We start from the raw sequence: 16,289 nt of genomic DNA on the forward strand, positions 1-16,289 counted from the left end.
ACGGCTTCCGGGGCGCCGGAGGGCGTGCCCGGCCGGCTCCGGCCGCCCGGGCGCGACCTCCGGCGCCCTCGCGCGTCCCCGCCCGGCCGCTCGCCGGCCGGCTCCGGCCGCCGCCGTCCCGCGCCGGGCGCCTGCCGGCGGCCTACGGGACGTTGGCCAGGAGCTTGCGGAGCAGGCCCGTCAGCAGCTCGACCTCCTCGGTGTCCAGCCCCTTGAGGACGGCGGCCTGGACCTCCAGGCCGGCCCCGACGGCCTCGTCGATGAGGGTGAGTCCGCGTTCGGTCAGGGTCACCTGGAGGCCGCGCCGGTCGTGCGGGTCCGGGCTGCGCGTGAGCAGGCCGGCCCTCTCCAGCTTGTCCAGGCGCCCCGTCATCCCGCCGGTGGTGAGCATGAGCGTGGCCGACAGCTGGCGCGGGGAGAGGGTGTACGGGGCCCCGGAGCGGCGCAGCGTCGCGATGACGTCGAACTCGCCGGTGGAGATCCCGTAGCGGTTGTAGGTCCGCTCCATCGCGTCCTTCATGGCCTTGGTGATCCGGTAGATCCGGCCGAAGACGCCCATGGGGACGGTGTCCAGGTCCGGTCTGACCCCGTACCACTGCGCGGTGATCGCGTCGACGGCGTCCCTGGCTGCTGCTTCCCTGCTGCTGACCCGGTTCATGTCCGAAGTATCCAAGTTCCGTTTCCTCGTTCGCAAGAAAGTGGCTTGCGGAAAAGTAGCTTAGCGGTAAGCTACTTACGAGCGATCTAGTTGGGCGGCAATGGGGCCCCCGGTCGCCGCCTGCCGAGGAGTCGCCGTGAACCGCGTCGCCACCATCGCCCTGACCGCACTCGCCCCGATCTCGTGGGGCTCGACCTACGCCGTCGCCAGCGAGCTGCTGCCGCCCGACCGTCCGCTCTTCACCGGGGCCATGCGCGCCCTGCCCGCCGGACTGCTGCTCATAGCCCTCTCCCGGAACCTGCCCAAGGGCTCCTGGTGGTGGAAGTCCGCCGTCCTCGGCACCCTGAACATCGGGGCCTTCTTCCCGCTGCTCTTCCTCGCCGCCTACCGGCTGCCGGGCGGTGTGGCCGCCGTCCTCGGCTCCGCCGGGCCGCTGTTCGTCGTCGGCCTCGCGGCCCTCGTCCTCGGGGAGCGGGCCCGGCTGCGCACGGTCCTCGCCGCCGTCGTGGCCGCCCTCGGCGTGAGCATGGTGGTGCTGACCGCCGAGGCGAAGCTCGACCTCGTCGGCGTCGTCGCCGGCATCGTCTCCTCCGCCTCCATGGGCGCCGGCACCGTCATGACCAAGCGCTGGGGACGCCCCGAGGGGGTCGGCCCGCTGGCCGTGACCGGCTGGCAGCTCACCGCCGGCGGCCTGGTCATCATCCCGATCGCCGCCCTCGTGGAGGGGGCGCCGCCCGCGCTCGACGGCAAGGCCTTCCTGGGCTACGGCTACATGATGCTGATCAACACCGGAGCCGCGTACGTCCTGTGGTTCCGCGGCATCGGCAAGCTCTCCGCCACCTCCGTCACCCTGCTCGGCCCGCTCTCCCCGCTCACCGCCGCCGTCATCGGCTGGGCCGCCCTCGGCCAGTCGCTCACCGCGATACAGGTGGTCGGCATGACCATCGCCTTCGGCGCCACGGTCTTCGGCCAGCTGCCGGGGCGGGCGCCCAAGGAGGCCGCCGCCCCCGCCGAGGTACCGTTCGATTTTGCTGAAAAGACCGATCGAAATGTTTCGATGGACCTGACCGGTGCCGAGGTGCGACGGTAGGGCGGACCGCTTCCGACCGACCCGAGGGGGAGACACACCGGTGGCCATCACGGACCGCGCCCGCACCGTCCCGCAGGAACAGCAGCCGCAGGACACCGGCGGCCAGGGGGCCGGGGCGGGCGCGAGGACGGCCACCGGCGTCGGCGTCCTCCTCGCCCTGCTGGCCACGGTCGTCTGGTCCGGGAGCTTCGTGGCCACCCGCGGCATGGCCGGGTCCGTACCGCCCGTCCAGGCCGTCTTCTGGCGCTGGATCATCGCCGCCGTCGCGGTCGCCCCCTTCGCCGCCCGCCAGGCCTGGCGCCAGCGGGCCCTGCTGCGCCGGCACCTCGGCTACGTCTCCCTCGCCACCCTGTTCGGCGTCACCCTGTACAACACGCTCGTCCACCAGGCCGGACTGACCACCTCCGCCTCTAACATGGGCATGATCATGGCCGCCTCGCCGGTCGTCATGGCCCTCTACGCCCGCCTCGGCGGCGAACGCCTCGGCGTACGGCGCACCTTCGGGATGCTGCTCGCCGCCTTCGGGGTCCTGCTGCTCGTCGGGGACGGCTCGCTCGGCTTCGACTTCAGCGCCGGCGACCTGTGGATGTTCGGGGCCGCGCTCTCCTTCGCCAGCTACAGCGCGCTCCTCAAGCGCAAGCCCGCCGAGATCGGCGGACTCGCCTTCCTGATCACCACGTTCGTGCTCGGCGCCCTGATGCTCGCCCCGGCGTACGCGGTCTCCGTCGCCGTCCAGGGCGGCTTCGAGGTCCGCGCCGGGACGGTCGGACCGCTGCTGTACGTCGGGGTGTTCTCCTCCGCCGTCGCCTTCTTCGCCTGGAACAAGGCCGTCTCGGTCATCGGAGCGGCCCGGGCCGGCGTCGTCTACTACCTCCAGCCGGTGTGCGTGGCGGGGCTGGGGCTGCTGCTCCTGGGGGAGCGGACCGGCCCGGCGGCACTGCTGAGCATGGCGCTGATCCTCGGCGGGGTCGGGCTGGCGAGTGCCGCCCGGCGGTAGGTTCGACGGTGTGACCGACTGGGACATCAAGAAGCTGCGGATCCTGCGGACCCTGGCCCACCGGGGGACCGTGACCGCGACGGCCGGGGCGCTGCACATGACGCCCTCGGCCGTCTCGCAGCAACTGACCAACCTCGCCCGGCAGCTGGGGGTCCCGCTGCTGGAGGCGCAGGGGCGCAGGGTGCGGCTCACCGACGCCGCGCACCTGGTCCTGCGGCATGCCGAGGCCGTCTTCGCCCAGCTGGAGCGAGCCGACGCCGAACTGACCGGGTACCTGGCCGGGGAGGCCGGGGAGGTGCGGATCGGGGCCTTCTCCACCGCCGTGCCCGTGCTCGTCGTCCCCGCCGTCGCGGCCCTGCGCGGCAGCCACCCCGGGATCGAGGTCCGGATCCGGGAGACGGAGGCCGCCGAGTCCTGCGAACTCCTCTCGGCCGGGGCCGTCGACCTCGCGCTGTCGCTGGCCGCGCACGCCCCGGCCGCCGGCGACCCCCGCTTCACCCGCGTCACCCTGCTGGAGGACCCGCTGGACGTGGCCCTGCCGCCGGGGCACCCGCTGGCGGCCGCGTCCGGCGTACGGCTGGCCGACCTCGCGGGGGAGCCGTGGATCTACGGGGGCAGCGGGCCCTGGTCGGAGATCACCCGCAGCGCGTGCGAGGCGGCCGGGTTCGTGCCGGAGCAGGCCCACTCGGCGTCCGGATGGACCGCGATCCTGGCGATGGTCGAGGCCGGTCTGGGCGTCGCCCTGGTCCCGCGCATGGTGTCGGGCCGCGCCGAGGGCGTCGCGGTCCGGCCCCTGCCCCACGACCGCCCCACCCGCCACGTCACGGCCGCCCTGCGCCGCGGCTCGGAATCCGCCCCGGCCCTCGCCCGGGTCCTACAAGCCCTCCACACCGCCGCCCGCCCCACCTGAACCACCTGACGCACTCGACCCGACGGGAGTCCCGGACATGAGCGAGCCGAGCGAGCTGTTCCCCCCGATCGAGCCGTACGAGACCGGCCTGCTCGACGTGGGCGACGGCAACCACGTGTACTGGGAGGCCTGCGGCAACCCGGCCGGGAAACCGGCCCTCGTCGTCCACGGCGGCCCGGGCTCGGGATGCCGCCCCGAGGCGCGGCGGTACTTCGACCCGGAGCGCTACCGGACCGTCCTGTTCGACCAGCGCGGCTGCGGCCGCAGCACCCCGCACGCGAGCCTCCCCGGCACCGACATGCGGCACAACACCACGCCGCACCTGATCGCCGACATGGAGCGGCTGCGCGTGCGCCTGGGCATCGACCGCTGGTTGCTGCACGGCGGATCCTGGGGCTCGACCCTGATCCTGGCCTATGCCGAGACGCACCCCGAGCGGGTCTCGGAGATCGTCATCTCCGCGGTCACCACCACCCGGCGTTCCGAGATCGACTGGCTCTACCGGGGCGCCGGCCGGTTCTTCCCCGGGCCCTGGGAACGCTTCCTGGCGGGCGCCCCCGGCACGCCGCCGGACGGGGACGTCGTGGCGGCCTACGCGCGCCTGGTCGAACACCCGGACACCGCCGTACGGGAGAAGGCCACCGCCGACTGGTGCGCCTGGGAGGACGCGGTGCTGTCCGGGGAGACCGACGGCGCCCCCCGCCCGTACGGCGACCGCCCGCCGGCCGCCCGGACGGCGCTGGTCCGCATCTGCGCGCACTACTTCTCACACGGCGCGTGGCTGGCGGAGGGCGCCCTGCTGCGCGACGCCCACCGCCTGGCGGGCATCCCCGGCGTCCTGGTCCACGGCCGGCTCGACCTGGCCGGTCCGCTCGACACCGCCTGGCGCCTCGCCCGCGCCTGGCCCGACGCCCAGCTGACCGTCGTCCCCGACGCGGGCCACCTCGGCACCGCCACCACCCGCGCCCACGTCCTCACCGCCCTCGCCCGCTTCGCCCGCCGGGACTGAGCAAGTCAGGCAGCGGCCCCGCCCGCCCCCGCAGGGGCCGGCGGGGCCGGGGGTCAGGAGCCGGCGGCCGCCGCGTCGGCGGCCTGGGCCTTCAGGGCGCGTTCGATGCCCGCCCGGGACTCCGAGACCAGGCGGCGCAGGCCGGCGTTCGGCTCGGCCGAGGCCAGCCAGGCGTCCGTCGCGTCCAGCGTCTCCCGCGAGACCTGGAGCGAGGGGTACAGGCCCACCGCGATCTGCTGCGCGATCTCGTGGCTCCGGGTCTCCCAGACCTCCTTGACCACCGCGAAGTACTTCTCCGCGTACGGCGCGAGCAGCTCCCGCTGGTCGATCTGGACGAAGCCGCCGATGACGGCCTCCTGCACCGCGTTCGGCAGGTCGCCCGACTCGATGACCGACGCCCACGTCTCGGCCTTGGCCCCGGCCGTCGGCCGCGCGGCCCGCGCCGTCGCCGCGTGCCGCTCACCGGCCGCCGTCGCGTCCCGCTCCAGCTCCGCCGCGATCTCCGGCTCGTCGGCGACCCCGGTCGCGACCAGCCGCTCCAGGAACGCCCACCGCAGCTCCGTGTCCACGACCAGGCCCTCGACCGTCTCCGAGCCGTCCAGCAGCGCCGCCAGGTGGCCGAGCTGCTCCTCGGTGCGGGCGGTCGCCGCGAAGGCACGCGCCCACGCCAGCTGGTGGTCGCTGCCCGGCGCGGCCGCCCGCAGGTGCTCCCACGCGGCCTCCGTCCAGATCGCCAGGCCCCGCTCCCGCCACGCCGGGTCGGCGTACAGGTCCACGGCCAGCTTCACCTGCCGCTGGAGGGACTGCACGACGCCGATGTCGGACTCCTTGCCGATGCCCGAGAGGACCAGCGCCAGGTAGTCGCGGGTGGCCAGCTCGCCGTCCCGCGTCATGTCCCAGGCCGAGGCCCAGCACAGCGCGCGCGGCAGCGACTCCGTGAAATCGCCCAGGTGCGCGGTGACGTTGGCCAGCGAGACCTCGTCCAGGCGGACCTTCGCGTACGACAGGTCGTCGTCGTTGAGCAGCACCACCGCCGGGCGGGTCCGCCCCGTCAGCTCCGGTACCGCCGTCAGCTCGCCGTCGATGTCCAGCTCGATCCGGTCCGTGCGGACCAGCTTGCCGTCGGTGAGCTCGTACAGGCCGATCGCGATGCGGTGCGGCCGCAGCACCGGCTCGCCCTTGGCGCCCGCGGGCAGCGCCGGGGCCTCCTGGCGGACCGCGAAGGCGGTGATCACGCCGTCCGCGTCCGTCTCCACCCGCGGGCGCAGCACGTTGATGCCGGCCGTCTCCAGCCATGCCGTCGACCAGGCGGTCAGATCGCGGCCGGAGGTCTCCTCCAGCGCGCCCAGCAGGTCGGAGAGCCGGGTGTTGCCGAAGGCGTGCGCCTTGAAGTAGGCCTGCACGCCCTTGAAGAAGGCGTCCTCGCCCACGTACGCGACGAGCTGCTTGAGCACCGAGGCGCCCTTGGCGTACGTGATCCCGTCGAAGTTGACCAAGACGTCGTCCAGGTCACGGATGTCCGCCATGATCGGGTGCGTGGAGGGCAGCTGGTCCTGCCGGTACGCCCACGTCTTCATGGAGTTGGCGAAGGTGGTCCACGCGTGCGGCCACTTCGAGCCCGCCGCGGACGCCTGGCAGGCGATGGAGGTGTACGTCGCGAACGACTCGTTCAGCCACAGGTCGTTCCACCACTCCATGGTGACCAGGTCGCCGAACCACATGTGCGCCAGCTCGTGCAGGATCGTCTCCGCGCGCACCTCGTACGCCGCGTCCGTCACCTTGGAGCGGAAGACGTACTGGTCGCGGATGGTGACCGCGCCCGCGTTCTCCATCGCGCCCGCGTTGAACTCGGGGACGAAGAGCTGGTCGTACTTCGCGAACGGGTAGTCGTACGCGAACTTCTCCTGGAACCAGTCGAAGCCCTGCCGGGTCACGTCGAAGATCGCGTCCGCGTCGAGGAACTCGGCGAGCGAGGGACGGCAGTAGATGCCGAGGGGGACGCGCTGCCCGTCCTTGCCCTCGTACGAGCTGTGCACGGCGTGGTACGGGCCGACGATCAGCGCGGTGATGTACGAGGAGATCCGCGGGGTCGGCTCGAAGGCCCACACCCGGTCCTTGGGCTCCGGCGTCGGGGAGTTCGAGATGACCGTCCAGCCCTCGGGGGCCGTCACGGTGAACCGGAACGTCGCCTTCAGGTCGGGCTGCTCGAAGCTGGCGAAGACCCGCCGCGCGTCCGGCACCTCGAACTGGGTGTACAGGTAGGCCTGCTGGTCGACCGGGTCGACGAAGCGGTGCAGGCCCTCACCGCTGTTGGTGTACGCGCAGTCCGCGACGACGCGGAGCTCGTTCGCCCCGGCGGCCAGGTGCGCCAGCGCGATGCGGGAGTCGCGGAAGACGGCGGCGGCGTCCAGCGCCTTGCCGTTCAGGACCACCTCGTGGACGGCCGGCGCGACCAGGTCGATGAAGGTCTCGGCGCCGGCCTCGGCCGACTGGAAGCGCACGGTGGTCACGGACGGGAACGTGCCGCCCGCCTGCGCACCGCTGAGATCCAGTTCGACCTCGTACGAGTCGACGGTGAGCAGCTTCGCCCGCTGCTGAGCCTCTTCACGGGTGAGATTCGTGCCAGGCACGCGGTCATCTCCTTCGATGGTGACGTTGCCCGGCCATCCTTCCACGGGGGCGGCCCGAGCGGCCCGGCCTCATCCACGGGCGAACACGCCCGCCCCCGCGGGCGCCCGAGGGGGCGGTACCGGAACGTCCGGTACCGCCCCCTCGGGGACGCGTGCGGGGCGGCGCGGATCAGCCCTGGCGCAGCTCCTCGGCCACGAGCTCGGCGATCTGCACGGCGTTCAGCGCCGCGCCCTTGCGCAGGTTGTCGCTGGACACGAACAGCGCGAGACCGTGGTCGACCGTCTCGTCGGCGCGGATGCGGCCCACGTACGAGGCGTCCTTGCCGGCGGCCTGGAGGGGGGTCGGGATCTCCGAGAGCTCGACGCCCGGGGCGTCCTTCAGCAGCTCGTAGGCGCGCTCGACGCTCAGCGGGTTCGCGAAGCGGGCGTTGACCTGGAGCGAGTGGCCCGAGAAGACCGGGACGCGCACGCAGGTGCCGGAGACCTTGAGTTCCGGGATCTCCAGGATCTTGCGGGACTCGTTGCGGAGCTTCTGCTCCTCGTCGGTCTCGAAGGAGCCGTCGTCGACGATCGAGCCGGCGAGGGGGAGCACGTTGAAGGCGATGGGGCGCCGGTAGACGCCCGGCTCGGGGAAGTCGACGGCGCCGCCGTCGTGGACCAGCCCGGCGGCGCCCTCCGCGACCGCCTTGACCTGGCCGTCGAGCTCGGCGACGCCGGCCAGGCCGGAGCCGGAGACGGCCTGGTAGGTGGTGGCGACGAGCGCGGTCAGACCGGCCTCGTCGTGCAGCGGGCGCAGCACGGGCATCGCGGCCATGGTGGTGCAGTTCGGGTTCGCGATGATGCCCTTGGGGCGGTTCTTGATCGCGTGCGGGTTGACCTCGGAGACGACCAGCGGGACCTCGGGGTCCTTGCGCCAGGCGGAGGAGTTGTCGATCACGACGGCGCCCTGGGCGGCGACCTTCTCGGCGAGGGCCTTGGAGGTGGCCCCGCCCGCGGAGAAGAGCACGATGTCCAGGCCGGTGTAGTCGGCCGTGGAGGCGTCCTCGACGGTGATCTCGCGATCCTCCCACTCCACGACCGTGCCCGCCGAGCGGGCCGAGGCGAACAGCCGCAGCTCGTCCACCGGGAACTTGCGCTCGGCCAGGATGCCGCGCATGACTCCGCCGACCTGACCGGTGGCTCCGACGATTCCGACCCTCACGGTGACTCCTCTTTGGTACGTGGGCGCGTGCGCGCGTGGAGCCATCATGCGTTCGACCCCACGAGGCTTGTCCAATCCATTGTCCGAGGTACGGACGGTGTCCCCGGTGCGAACCCCCGCGCCGAGTCCGTGCCGGGCGTGCCGCGGGGCCCCCGGATGGCCGTTTTACCTGGTCAGGGCCGTTTGGGAACGGCGAAGGGGCGGGCGCCGTCGCGGGCGCCCGCCCCTCCGTCATGCGGTCGGTCCGTCCGTCACGCACTCACGGGACACCCGGGAGTTACGGGAGGACCTTCTCGATCTGGACGCTGCCGAGACCGGCGGCGGTGCCGCGGGCGTTGAGCAGCTGGACCTGGCCGAAGAACTGACGGCCCTCGGGGGCGGCGCTGGAGACCAGCACGTTCGCCGAGACGCCCGCCGAGGCACCGTTGGCGAGGTTCACCTTGGTGTTCTCGTCGACCTGGACGGAGCCCAGGGCGGCCGAGAAGTACACGTCCCGGTAGTCGTACGTGGTGGAGCCGGACGGGATCGCGTACCCGATCACCTTGATGGTGTAGGTACCGGCGGCGGGCTTGTTCAGGCTCACGGCCTCCTCGGAGTCGCCGTCGGCGGACGAGCCGACCTTGACGCCGTCCTTGTAGACCTCCAGGTCGAGGTCGGCGGCCGTGTCGGAGGTCTTGCCGATGGCGACGTCGAGGCGCGAGACGCCCTCGCCGACGGTGACCTCGGTGGTCTGGGTCTCACCGGCCGCGATGGTGGGCCGGGCCACCTTGGCGGAGCCGAGCGGGCCGCCCTGGAGCGTGCCGCCGGAGATGGCCGCGGCGTCGTTCTTGACGGTCCACTGGACCGGCGCCGGGGTGCCCTGCTTGACCTCGGGGAGGACCTTGACGGCCGGATCGAAGACCGCGCCGAGGACCGAGACGTCCAGCGTGAACGGGTTGTCGAGCAGCGGCGACGTACGGCGCGACTCGACCTCGATCTCCCAGACGCCCGGCTGCGGGTCCGCGTAGGAGCGCAGGTCGGGGCGGCAGGTGTTCGCCGGGTTGTCGTAGTTCGGGTAGCACATGGTGGTCGCGCTGTCCTCGACGCCCGTGCCGTACGGGTGGATCGAGATGAAGCGCGTCTGGCTGCCCGGCTTCAGGCCGCCGAGGGCGACCTCAAGGGTCTTGGCGCCCTGCGGCACCGTCACGAAGTACGACTTGTGGCTGTTGCGCTGCACGGAGGAGGTGTCCGACAGCGTGAAGGACGGCTTCGCCAGCGGGGTGGAGGCGACGACCGTGGCCATGATCTGCTTGTCGACGCCCTCGGTGCTCGGGTCGTCGAGCTGCAGGATGCCGCTGTGCACGCCGGCCGACTTGACGTTGGCCTCGACCTTGATGGTGACGGGCTTGTTCAGCGGGAGCGTGACGTAGTCGTAGCCGCCGACGACCTTGAAGGTGCCGTCGTTGTTGCGCCAGCTCAGGTTGTGCCGGGTGCCGTACTTGACGCCCGTGGTGCGGGTGACGACGACGTCGTAGACCTTCTTCTGGCCGACCTTCAGGCCGCCCTCGCGGTCGTAGAGGCCGGTGCCGAAGCCGGGGGTCTTCAGGAACTGGTCGAGCGCGGTGTCGACCGGGGCCTTGACCGTGAACTCCTCGGCCTTGGCGCCGCGCTGGATGGACTCCCACGCGTCGACGACGTTGATGAGACCGGCGCCCTGTGCGTGGGCCGGGACATCGTTGATCTTCTTCGCGGTGCTGGTCAGCGCCACGCGCAGGCCCGCCGGGGTGAGCGCGAGCTTCTGCTGCTTGGCGGCCGAGATCAGCAGGGCGCTGGCGCCCGTCGCCTGCGGCGAGGACATCGAGGTGCCCTGGAGCATCGAGTAGCCGGCCGGCAGGCTGTAGCCCGCCTCCTTGACCGGGCTGCCGGGCAGCCAGGTCTGGGTGGTGTTGATGGCCGCGCCGGGAGCGGTCAGGGTCGGCGTGAACCCGCCGTCCTCACGCGGGCCGCGCGAGGAGAAGGGGAACATGTCGTACTTCTTGGTCACGCCGGAGCCGTAGTTGGCGGCCCAGGTCTCCTTGGAGACCGCCGCGCCCACGGAGATGACCTTGTCGGCGAGGCCGGGGTCACCGATGGTGTTGACGCCGGGGCCCTCGTTGCCCGCCGAGATGACGAGCTGGACGCCGTAGGTGTCGATCAGGTTCTTGTACAGCTCCGAACGGGCGTTGTTGCCGTCGTTCAGCGCGGGCAGACCGCCGATGGACATGTTGACGATGTCCACGCCGCGGTTGACGACGAGGTCGATCATGCCCTCGGTCAGCGCGATGTTGGTGCAGCCGCCGGACCAGGAGCAGGCGCGCGAGGAGACGATCTTGGCGCCGGGCGCCTCGCCGTTCATCTGGCCGCCGAAGAGGCCGTTGGCCGCGGTGATGCCGGCGACGTGCGTGCCGTGCTCCGACTCGATGACGCCGATGTTGACGAAGTCGGCCTTCTTGCCCACCCAGTCCCCGCCGAAGGGGTCCATCGGGACGTCCTTGCGGATCTGGATCACGAACGGGATGCGCTCGACGACGTCGGTCGCCGGGTTGTCCGTGCCGAAGTAGCCGACCTGGTAGCCGTCCTTGTACGGCTTCATCGGCTCGTTGTTGGTGAAGTCGCCGTCCTGGTCGGTGTCGACGCGGACGGTGCCGGCCACCGGGTCGTACAGCATGCCGAACCGGTCGGTGGTGTCACCGTCGCGGTTGATGTCGCCCTTCGCGTCACCGGTCGCGGTGATCGACTCGCTGAAGCGGCTCCACTGGAAGGTGCCCTCGGGGGCCTTCCAGCTCTGGCCGCCCGCGGTGAAGGAGCCGCCGGTGGCGGTGACCGGGGTGACCTGGGGGCGCCAGGTGGCGTCGTTGTCCAGGATCGGGTCGGTCGCGGTCACCCAGTCGACGATCTTGCGCTCGCCGGTGGTGGTCTTCTGCAGCGCCGGGTGCGCGATGTCGACGCCCGAGTCCAGGATGCCGATGGTCACGCCGCGGCCGTCGGCCTGCGGGTTCTGCTGGACGAAGTCCACCGCGCCGGTCTCGAAGGACGGGTTGTACGGGTTCTTCGCCGGGGTGTCCTTGCCCGGACCCGGGTAGGTCTCGGCGGCCGTCTTCCGGGCACCGGAGTCCTTGCCCGCGTCGGGGCGCGGGTCCGGCAGCTGGATCTCGTGCCGCAGGTCCATGCCGTGGACGGAGTCGAGCTTGCCGGCCGCCTTCAGCGCGGCCTCGGCCTTGTCGGTCGGCAGGGTCGCGCGGACGTAGCCGAGCTTGTCGTACGTCTGGCCCACCGAGGCGCCCTGGACCGCGTCGAGCTGGTCGGCGACCTGCTTGGTCTGACCGGGGGCGGTGGCGACCATGACGGTGACGTTGGCGTCACCCTTGGCCTTGGCCTCCTGGAGGAGTTCGGCGTCGGCCGACCCCAGCTTCTGATCGGCGGACTTGACGGCCGGGTTGGTCCCCGGGGTGGTGGAGCCCGCCGCCGCGAAGGCGGGTACGGCGCCGGTGGCGCAGAGGGCGGCCACCAGGCCGGCGGCCGCGGCGACGCGGGCCGCGCGCCGCGCGCCGGGTATGGCCCCGGGGGTGGAGCTGGGCGAGTCGAGGGTCATCAGCATCCCTGGCTAAGTGAAAGGTACGGTCCGGATTTCGATGCCGGATGACCGGTCAGCTTGGCGCAAGTGACAGCTGTTTGGGGAGGGTTGTCATTGACCGAGACCTGACATGGCGGACTCTCGCCAATGCGGAAGATCCGCCAGTGGGGACAGGCCGGGACAACCCGGGGCGACTCGCTGGGATGTGGGAGTTGATTTATCGACTTCGCGGCCTCACGGCGCGGTCATCGGGGGCGATCGTCTCGCGCCCGGTGTGACAGATTTCGACCGTTCAGCGCTCGCGCGTGCGCGCGTAGGGACGCGGGGCCCGGGCGGGGAGGTGCGGGCCGCGGGCCCGTGCGGCGGCGCCGGCCCGTCCGCCTCCCGCCCGCCGCCGACGCCCGGAGCGTACGGGACCGGCGTTCACCGGGGGAGGACGACCAGGTAGGCGGCGGGCTCGCGGTCGGCCGACGCCGTCAGGGCGGTCCGCACGACGGCGGCCTGCTGCTCGGGCCAGTCGCGCAGCTTGCGCGGGGTCAGGTGCAGGACGGTCACCCCGAGCCGCTCCAGGGTCTCCCGCTTGCGGACCGCCTCGGCGAAGGCCTCGTCCTCGCCCTGGCGGGGGGCGCGGGTGTCGATCTCGATCGCCACGGCCTGGTCGGGCCAGTACGCGTCGACCCCGCCGAGGTGCGGACCGCCGGGCAGGCGCAGGTCCACGTTCCAGACCGGCTCGGGAAGCTCGTAGCCCCGTACGAGCTGGTACAGCCGGTCCTCCGCGAGGGCGCGCCCCTCGGCGAGGAGGGACTCCACGGCGTCCACGACGTGCGGCCGGTTCAGCAGCCGGGCCACCGTCAGTTCGCGTACGACGGCCGCCGGTTCGCAGTGCCCGGCCCGGACCGCCTCGCTCAGCAGCCGGCGTACGGTGCCCGCGTCGCAGAGCCCGGCGACGGCGTCGGCGAGGGCCCGCGCGACCGGGGCCACGGGCAGGCCCGTCACCTCCACGGGGCGGGGCGGGGTGTGGGTGCGGACGATCCGGACGTCGCCGGTGGAGCGCAGGCGCCGGGTGTTCGGCACGAGGACGTCGATGTGCGTGAGGCCGGGCAGGGCGGGGGCGGCGGAGAACCGGTAGAGCGCGAGCGCGGCCAGGCCGGTGATCATGGACTCGCCCCCGCCGCCTCCGCGCCGTTCCGCGTACAGCAGGGCGGCGTGCAGCCGCTCCTCGCTCGTCGCCGGTCCGGAGTGGAGCAGGAACACCCCCGGCAGCACCTGCTGCCAGGGCCGCCCGGCGGCCTCGGCCGCGCTCACGCCGTGCTCGCGGAGCTGGGCCAGGCTCAGCACGCGGGGGCGGCTGGCGGTGAGGTGGGTGAGGGGGAGGGGTGCGTTCTGGTTCATGACGCGGTGATTCCCTCAGGCCATGGCCTCGCTAACGTCTGTTACACGCTCGTCGACAAATCGGGACAAGGCAGGGCTAAAGTACGGACGTTCGACTGCCGATGGAGCGCCCGGCCCCACCCGCCGACGGGGGCCGGAAATCTCCGGCCCCCGCCCCTCTACGCGCCTCCGCCCCGAGCCTCGCGGACCGGTTTAGCCCGCGTCGCGCGCCTGGGCCCGCAGCGCGCGGGCCAGGTCGTCGCGGGACTCCAGCACCAGCCGCCGCAGCGCGGGCGCCGCGTCCGGGTGGGCCGCCAGCCAGGCGTCGGTCGCCGCGACCGTCTCCGCGCAGTCCTGGAGCATCGGGTACAGCCCCTTCACCACGTGGATCCCGATCTGGATCGAGCGCTCCGCCCAGACCCGTTCCAGCACCTCGAAGTAGCGCCCGGCGTACGGCGCGAGCAGATCGCGCCGCGAGGGCTGCTGCATCCCGTCGATGGTGGCCTCCACCAGCGCGTTCGACAGCGCGTCCGACTCGACCACCACCGCCCAGGCCTGGTCCTTGACCGCCGCCGACGGCCGCGCCGCCAGGCAGCGCACCTGGTGCCGCTTGCCCGACGCCGTGTCGTCCCGGGCCAGTTCCGCGCCGAGCGCCGACGCGTCCACCACCCCGTGCGCCGCCAGCGGCAGCAGGAAGTCCCAGCGCAGCTCCTGGTCGACGTCGAGCCCGTCGATCCGCGCCGTCCCGTCGAGCAGGCCCAGCAGCAGCTGGAAGTCACCCTCCGTCGCCGCGCTCGCCGCGAAGAAGCGGGCCCAGGTCAGCTGGTGCTCCGAGCCCGGTTCGGCCAGCCGCAGCTCGTGCAGTGCGCCCGCTGCCAGCTCCCGGCCGGCGCCCTCGCGCCGCTCGGGCGCCGCGTAGTGGGTGACCGCGCTCAGGGCCTGCCCGTGCAGCATCTGGAGCACGCCGACGTCGCTCTCGCGGCCCGCGTGGGTCAGGAACAGCGACAGGAAGTCCCGGGCCGGCAGCAGGGCGTCGCGCGTCAGGTTCCACAGCGCCGACCAGCACAGCGCGCGGGCCAGCGGGTCCGTGATGGCGCCCAGGTGGCCGCGGAGCGTGGCCAGCGAGGTCTCGTCGAAGCGGACCTTGCAGTAGGTGAGGTCGTCGTCGTTGACCAGGACCAGGTCGGGCCGCTCCAGCCCGGCGAGCTCCGCGACCGCGGTGCGCGCCCCGGCGACGTCCGCCTCGGCCCGGGCGTAGCGCACCAGGGCGCCCGCCTCGATCCGGTACAGGCCCACCGCGATCCGGTGCGGACGGCCCGCCGACGGGGCTGCCGCACCCGGCAGGGCGGCGCCCTCCTGGAGGACGGCCAGCTCGGTGATCCGGCCGTCCGCGCCGGTGGTGACGACCGGCGTCAGGGCGTCCACCCCGGCCGTCTGGAGCCAGGCCCGCGACCACTTGGCCATGTCCCGCCCGGAGACCTCCCCGAGCACCGACAGCAGGTCGTCGAGGGTGGTGTTCCCGTACGCGTGGGCCTTGAAATAGCGCCGCGCGCCATCCAGGAACGCCTCCCGGCCCACGTACGCCACGAGCTGCTTGAGGACCGCGGCGCCCTTGGCGTACGTGATGCCGTCGAAGTTCAGCTTGGCCGCCTCCAGGTCGTGGATGTCGGCCGTGACCGGGTGCGTGGACGGCAGCTGGTCGGCCCGGTAGGCCCAGGCCTTGCGGCTGGTGGCGAAGGTGACCCACGCCTGGTCGAAGCGGGTGGCCTCGACCAGCCCGAAGGAGCCCATGAAGTCCGCGAAGGACTCCTTCAGCCACAGGTCGTCCCACCACTTCATGGTGACCAGGTCGCCGAACCACATGTGCGCCATCTCGTGCAGGATGACGTTCGCGCGTCGCTCGTAGGAGGCCTGGGTCACCTTCCCGCGGAAGATGTACTCCTCGCGGAAGGTCACCATCCCCGGGTTCTCCATCGCGCCCAGGTTGTATTCCGGCACGAAGGCCTGGTCGTACTTCCCGAAGGGGTACGGGTAGTCGAAGATCTCGTGGAAGAGGTCGAAGCCCTGCTTGGTGACCAGGAAGACGTCCTCCGCGTCGAAGTGCTTCGCCAGCCCCTTGCGGCACATGGCACCCAGCGGGATCGTCAGGTCCCCGCGCGTGTAGCTGTCCGTCACGTAGTGGTAGGGCCCCGCCACCACACAGGTGATGTACGTGGAGATCGGCGCGGTCTCGGCGAAGCGGCGGGTGGCCCCCGCGCGGGACTCCTCCACGCCGTTGCTCCACACCCGCCAGCCCTCGGGGGCGGTGACCTCGAAGCGGTAGGGCGCCTTCAGGTCGGGCTGCTCGAAGTTCGCGTACACCCGCCGGGCGTCGGCCGGCTCGTACTGGGTGTAGAGGTAGACCTCGCCGTCCTCCGGGTCCACGAAGCGGTGCATGCCCTCGCCGGTCCGGCTGTACGCGCAGTTCGCGTCCACGACCAGGACGTTCTCGGCGGCGAGCCCGTCCAGGGCGATCCGGGACCCGTCGAAGGCCGCGGCCGGGTCGAGGGCGCGGCCGTTGAGGGTGAGGGAGTTCACGGACGGGGCGATCAGGTCCGCGAAGGAGGACGCCCCCGGCGTCGCGGCCCGGAAGCGGATGGTGGTCACCGAGCGGAAGGTCCGGGGACCCGCGGCCGGCTCGGCCTCGTCCACCGCCGACCTCAGGTCGAGGGACACCTCGTAGCCGTCGACGGACAGCAGCTCGGCCCGTTCACGGGCCTCGTCGCGGGACAGGTTCTCACCGGGCACGTGCACTCCTTCGTGCGTGATCGCTCGTTTCGGTTCGAATCCTC

General features: G+C 72.5%; 10 protein-coding genes. 4 read left to right on the top strand and 6 right to left on the bottom strand.

Annotated features, from left to right (window positions below; genetic code table 11):
- Positions 1–142 precede the first annotated feature (142 nt).
- Positions 143–658 (bottom strand): MarR family winged helix-turn-helix transcriptional regulator, encoded by a 516-nt coding sequence (locus tag ACZ6ZT_RS06470; RefSeq protein WP_469716120.1) that lies wholly within the window; start codon positions 656–658, stop codon positions 143–145.
- A 100-nt stretch (positions 659–758) separates the two neighbouring features.
- Here ACZ6ZT_RS06470 and ACZ6ZT_RS06475 point away from each other — a divergent pair, with 100 nt between their 5' ends.
- From ACZ6ZT_RS06475 to pip, 4 genes are read left to right on the top strand one after another with little or no spacing between them, the layout of a single operon-like run.
- The gene (locus ACZ6ZT_RS06475) at positions 759–1,748 is read left to right on the top strand and encodes an EamA family transporter (protein ID WP_469716121.1); all 990 of its coding nucleotides are present in this window, start codon (positions 759–761) and stop codon (positions 1,746–1,748) included.
- Positions 1,749–1,788: 40 nt separating this feature from the next.
- Positions 1,789–2,745, top strand: a complete 957-nt coding sequence (locus ACZ6ZT_RS06480; protein ID WP_469716123.1) for a DMT family transporter — start codon at positions 1,789–1,791, stop codon at positions 2,743–2,745.
- A 10-nt stretch (positions 2,746–2,755) separates the two neighbouring features.
- Positions 2,756–3,655 (top strand): LysR family transcriptional regulator, encoded by a 900-nt coding sequence (locus ACZ6ZT_RS06485; RefSeq protein WP_469716125.1) that lies wholly within the window; start codon positions 2,756–2,758, stop codon positions 3,653–3,655.
- Between the two features lie 37 nt (positions 3,656–3,692).
- Complete coding sequence (pip, locus tag ACZ6ZT_RS06490) at positions 3,693–4,664, top strand: prolyl aminopeptidase (RefSeq protein WP_469716126.1); 972 nt, start codon at positions 3,693–3,695, stop codon at positions 4,662–4,664.
- A gap of 53 nt (positions 4,665–4,717) precedes the next feature.
- Here the strand turns inward: pip and pepN (ACZ6ZT_RS06495) are convergent, their stop codons facing one another.
- From pepN (ACZ6ZT_RS06495) to pepN (ACZ6ZT_RS06515), 5 genes are all read right to left on the bottom strand, one after another.
- The gene (pepN, locus tag ACZ6ZT_RS06495) at positions 4,718–7,294 is read right to left on the bottom strand and encodes an aminopeptidase N (RefSeq protein WP_469716128.1); all 2,577 of its coding nucleotides are present in this window, start codon (positions 7,292–7,294) and stop codon (positions 4,718–4,720) included.
- 169 nt (positions 7,295–7,463) lie between these two features.
- On the bottom strand, positions 7,464–8,495 hold the full coding sequence (locus ACZ6ZT_RS06500) for an aspartate-semialdehyde dehydrogenase (RefSeq protein WP_469716130.1): 1,032 nt from the start codon (positions 8,493–8,495) through the stop codon (positions 7,464–7,466).
- Between the two features lie 277 nt (positions 8,496–8,772).
- Positions 8,773–12,105 (bottom strand): S8 family serine peptidase, encoded by a 3,333-nt coding sequence (locus tag ACZ6ZT_RS06505; protein WP_469716131.1) that lies wholly within the window; start codon positions 12,103–12,105, stop codon positions 8,773–8,775.
- A gap of 405 nt (positions 12,106–12,510) precedes the next feature.
- On the bottom strand, positions 12,511–13,479 hold the full coding sequence (locus tag ACZ6ZT_RS06510; protein WP_469716133.1) for a hypothetical protein: 969 nt from the start codon (positions 13,477–13,479) through the stop codon (positions 12,511–12,513).
- 192 nt (positions 13,480–13,671) lie between these two features.
- Positions 13,672–16,245 carry an aminopeptidase N gene (pepN, locus tag ACZ6ZT_RS06515; protein ID WP_469716134.1) on the bottom strand — a complete coding sequence of 858 codons (2,574 nt, stop codon included), beginning with the start codon at positions 16,243–16,245 and terminating at the stop codon, positions 13,672–13,674.
- Between the last annotated feature and the right edge of the window lie 44 nt (positions 16,246–16,289).

This window comes from Streptomyces sp. NPDC102258 (assembly GCF_055584685.1).

What these genes read in the sequence shown, in the direction of transcription:
- ACZ6ZT_RS06470 (WP_469716120.1), bottom strand. Translation starts at nt 658, where the DNA reads ATGAACCGGGTCAGCAGCAGGGAAGCAGCAGCCAGGGACGCCGTCGAC.
- ACZ6ZT_RS06475 (WP_469716121.1), top strand. Translation starts at nt 759, where the DNA reads ATGGGGCCCCCGGTCGCCGCCTGCCGAGGAGTCGCCGTGAACCGCGTC.
- pip (WP_469716126.1), top strand. Translation starts at nt 3,693, where the DNA reads ATGAGCGAGCCGAGCGAGCTGTTCCCCCCGATCGAGCCGTACGAGACC.
- ACZ6ZT_RS06505 (WP_469716131.1), bottom strand. Translation starts at nt 12,105, where the DNA reads ATGACCCTCGACTCGCCCAGCTCCACCCCCGGGGCCATACCCGGCGCG.
- ACZ6ZT_RS06510 (WP_469716133.1), bottom strand. Translation starts at nt 13,479, where the DNA reads ATGAACCAGAACGCACCCCTCCCCCTCACCCACCTCACCGCCAGCCGC.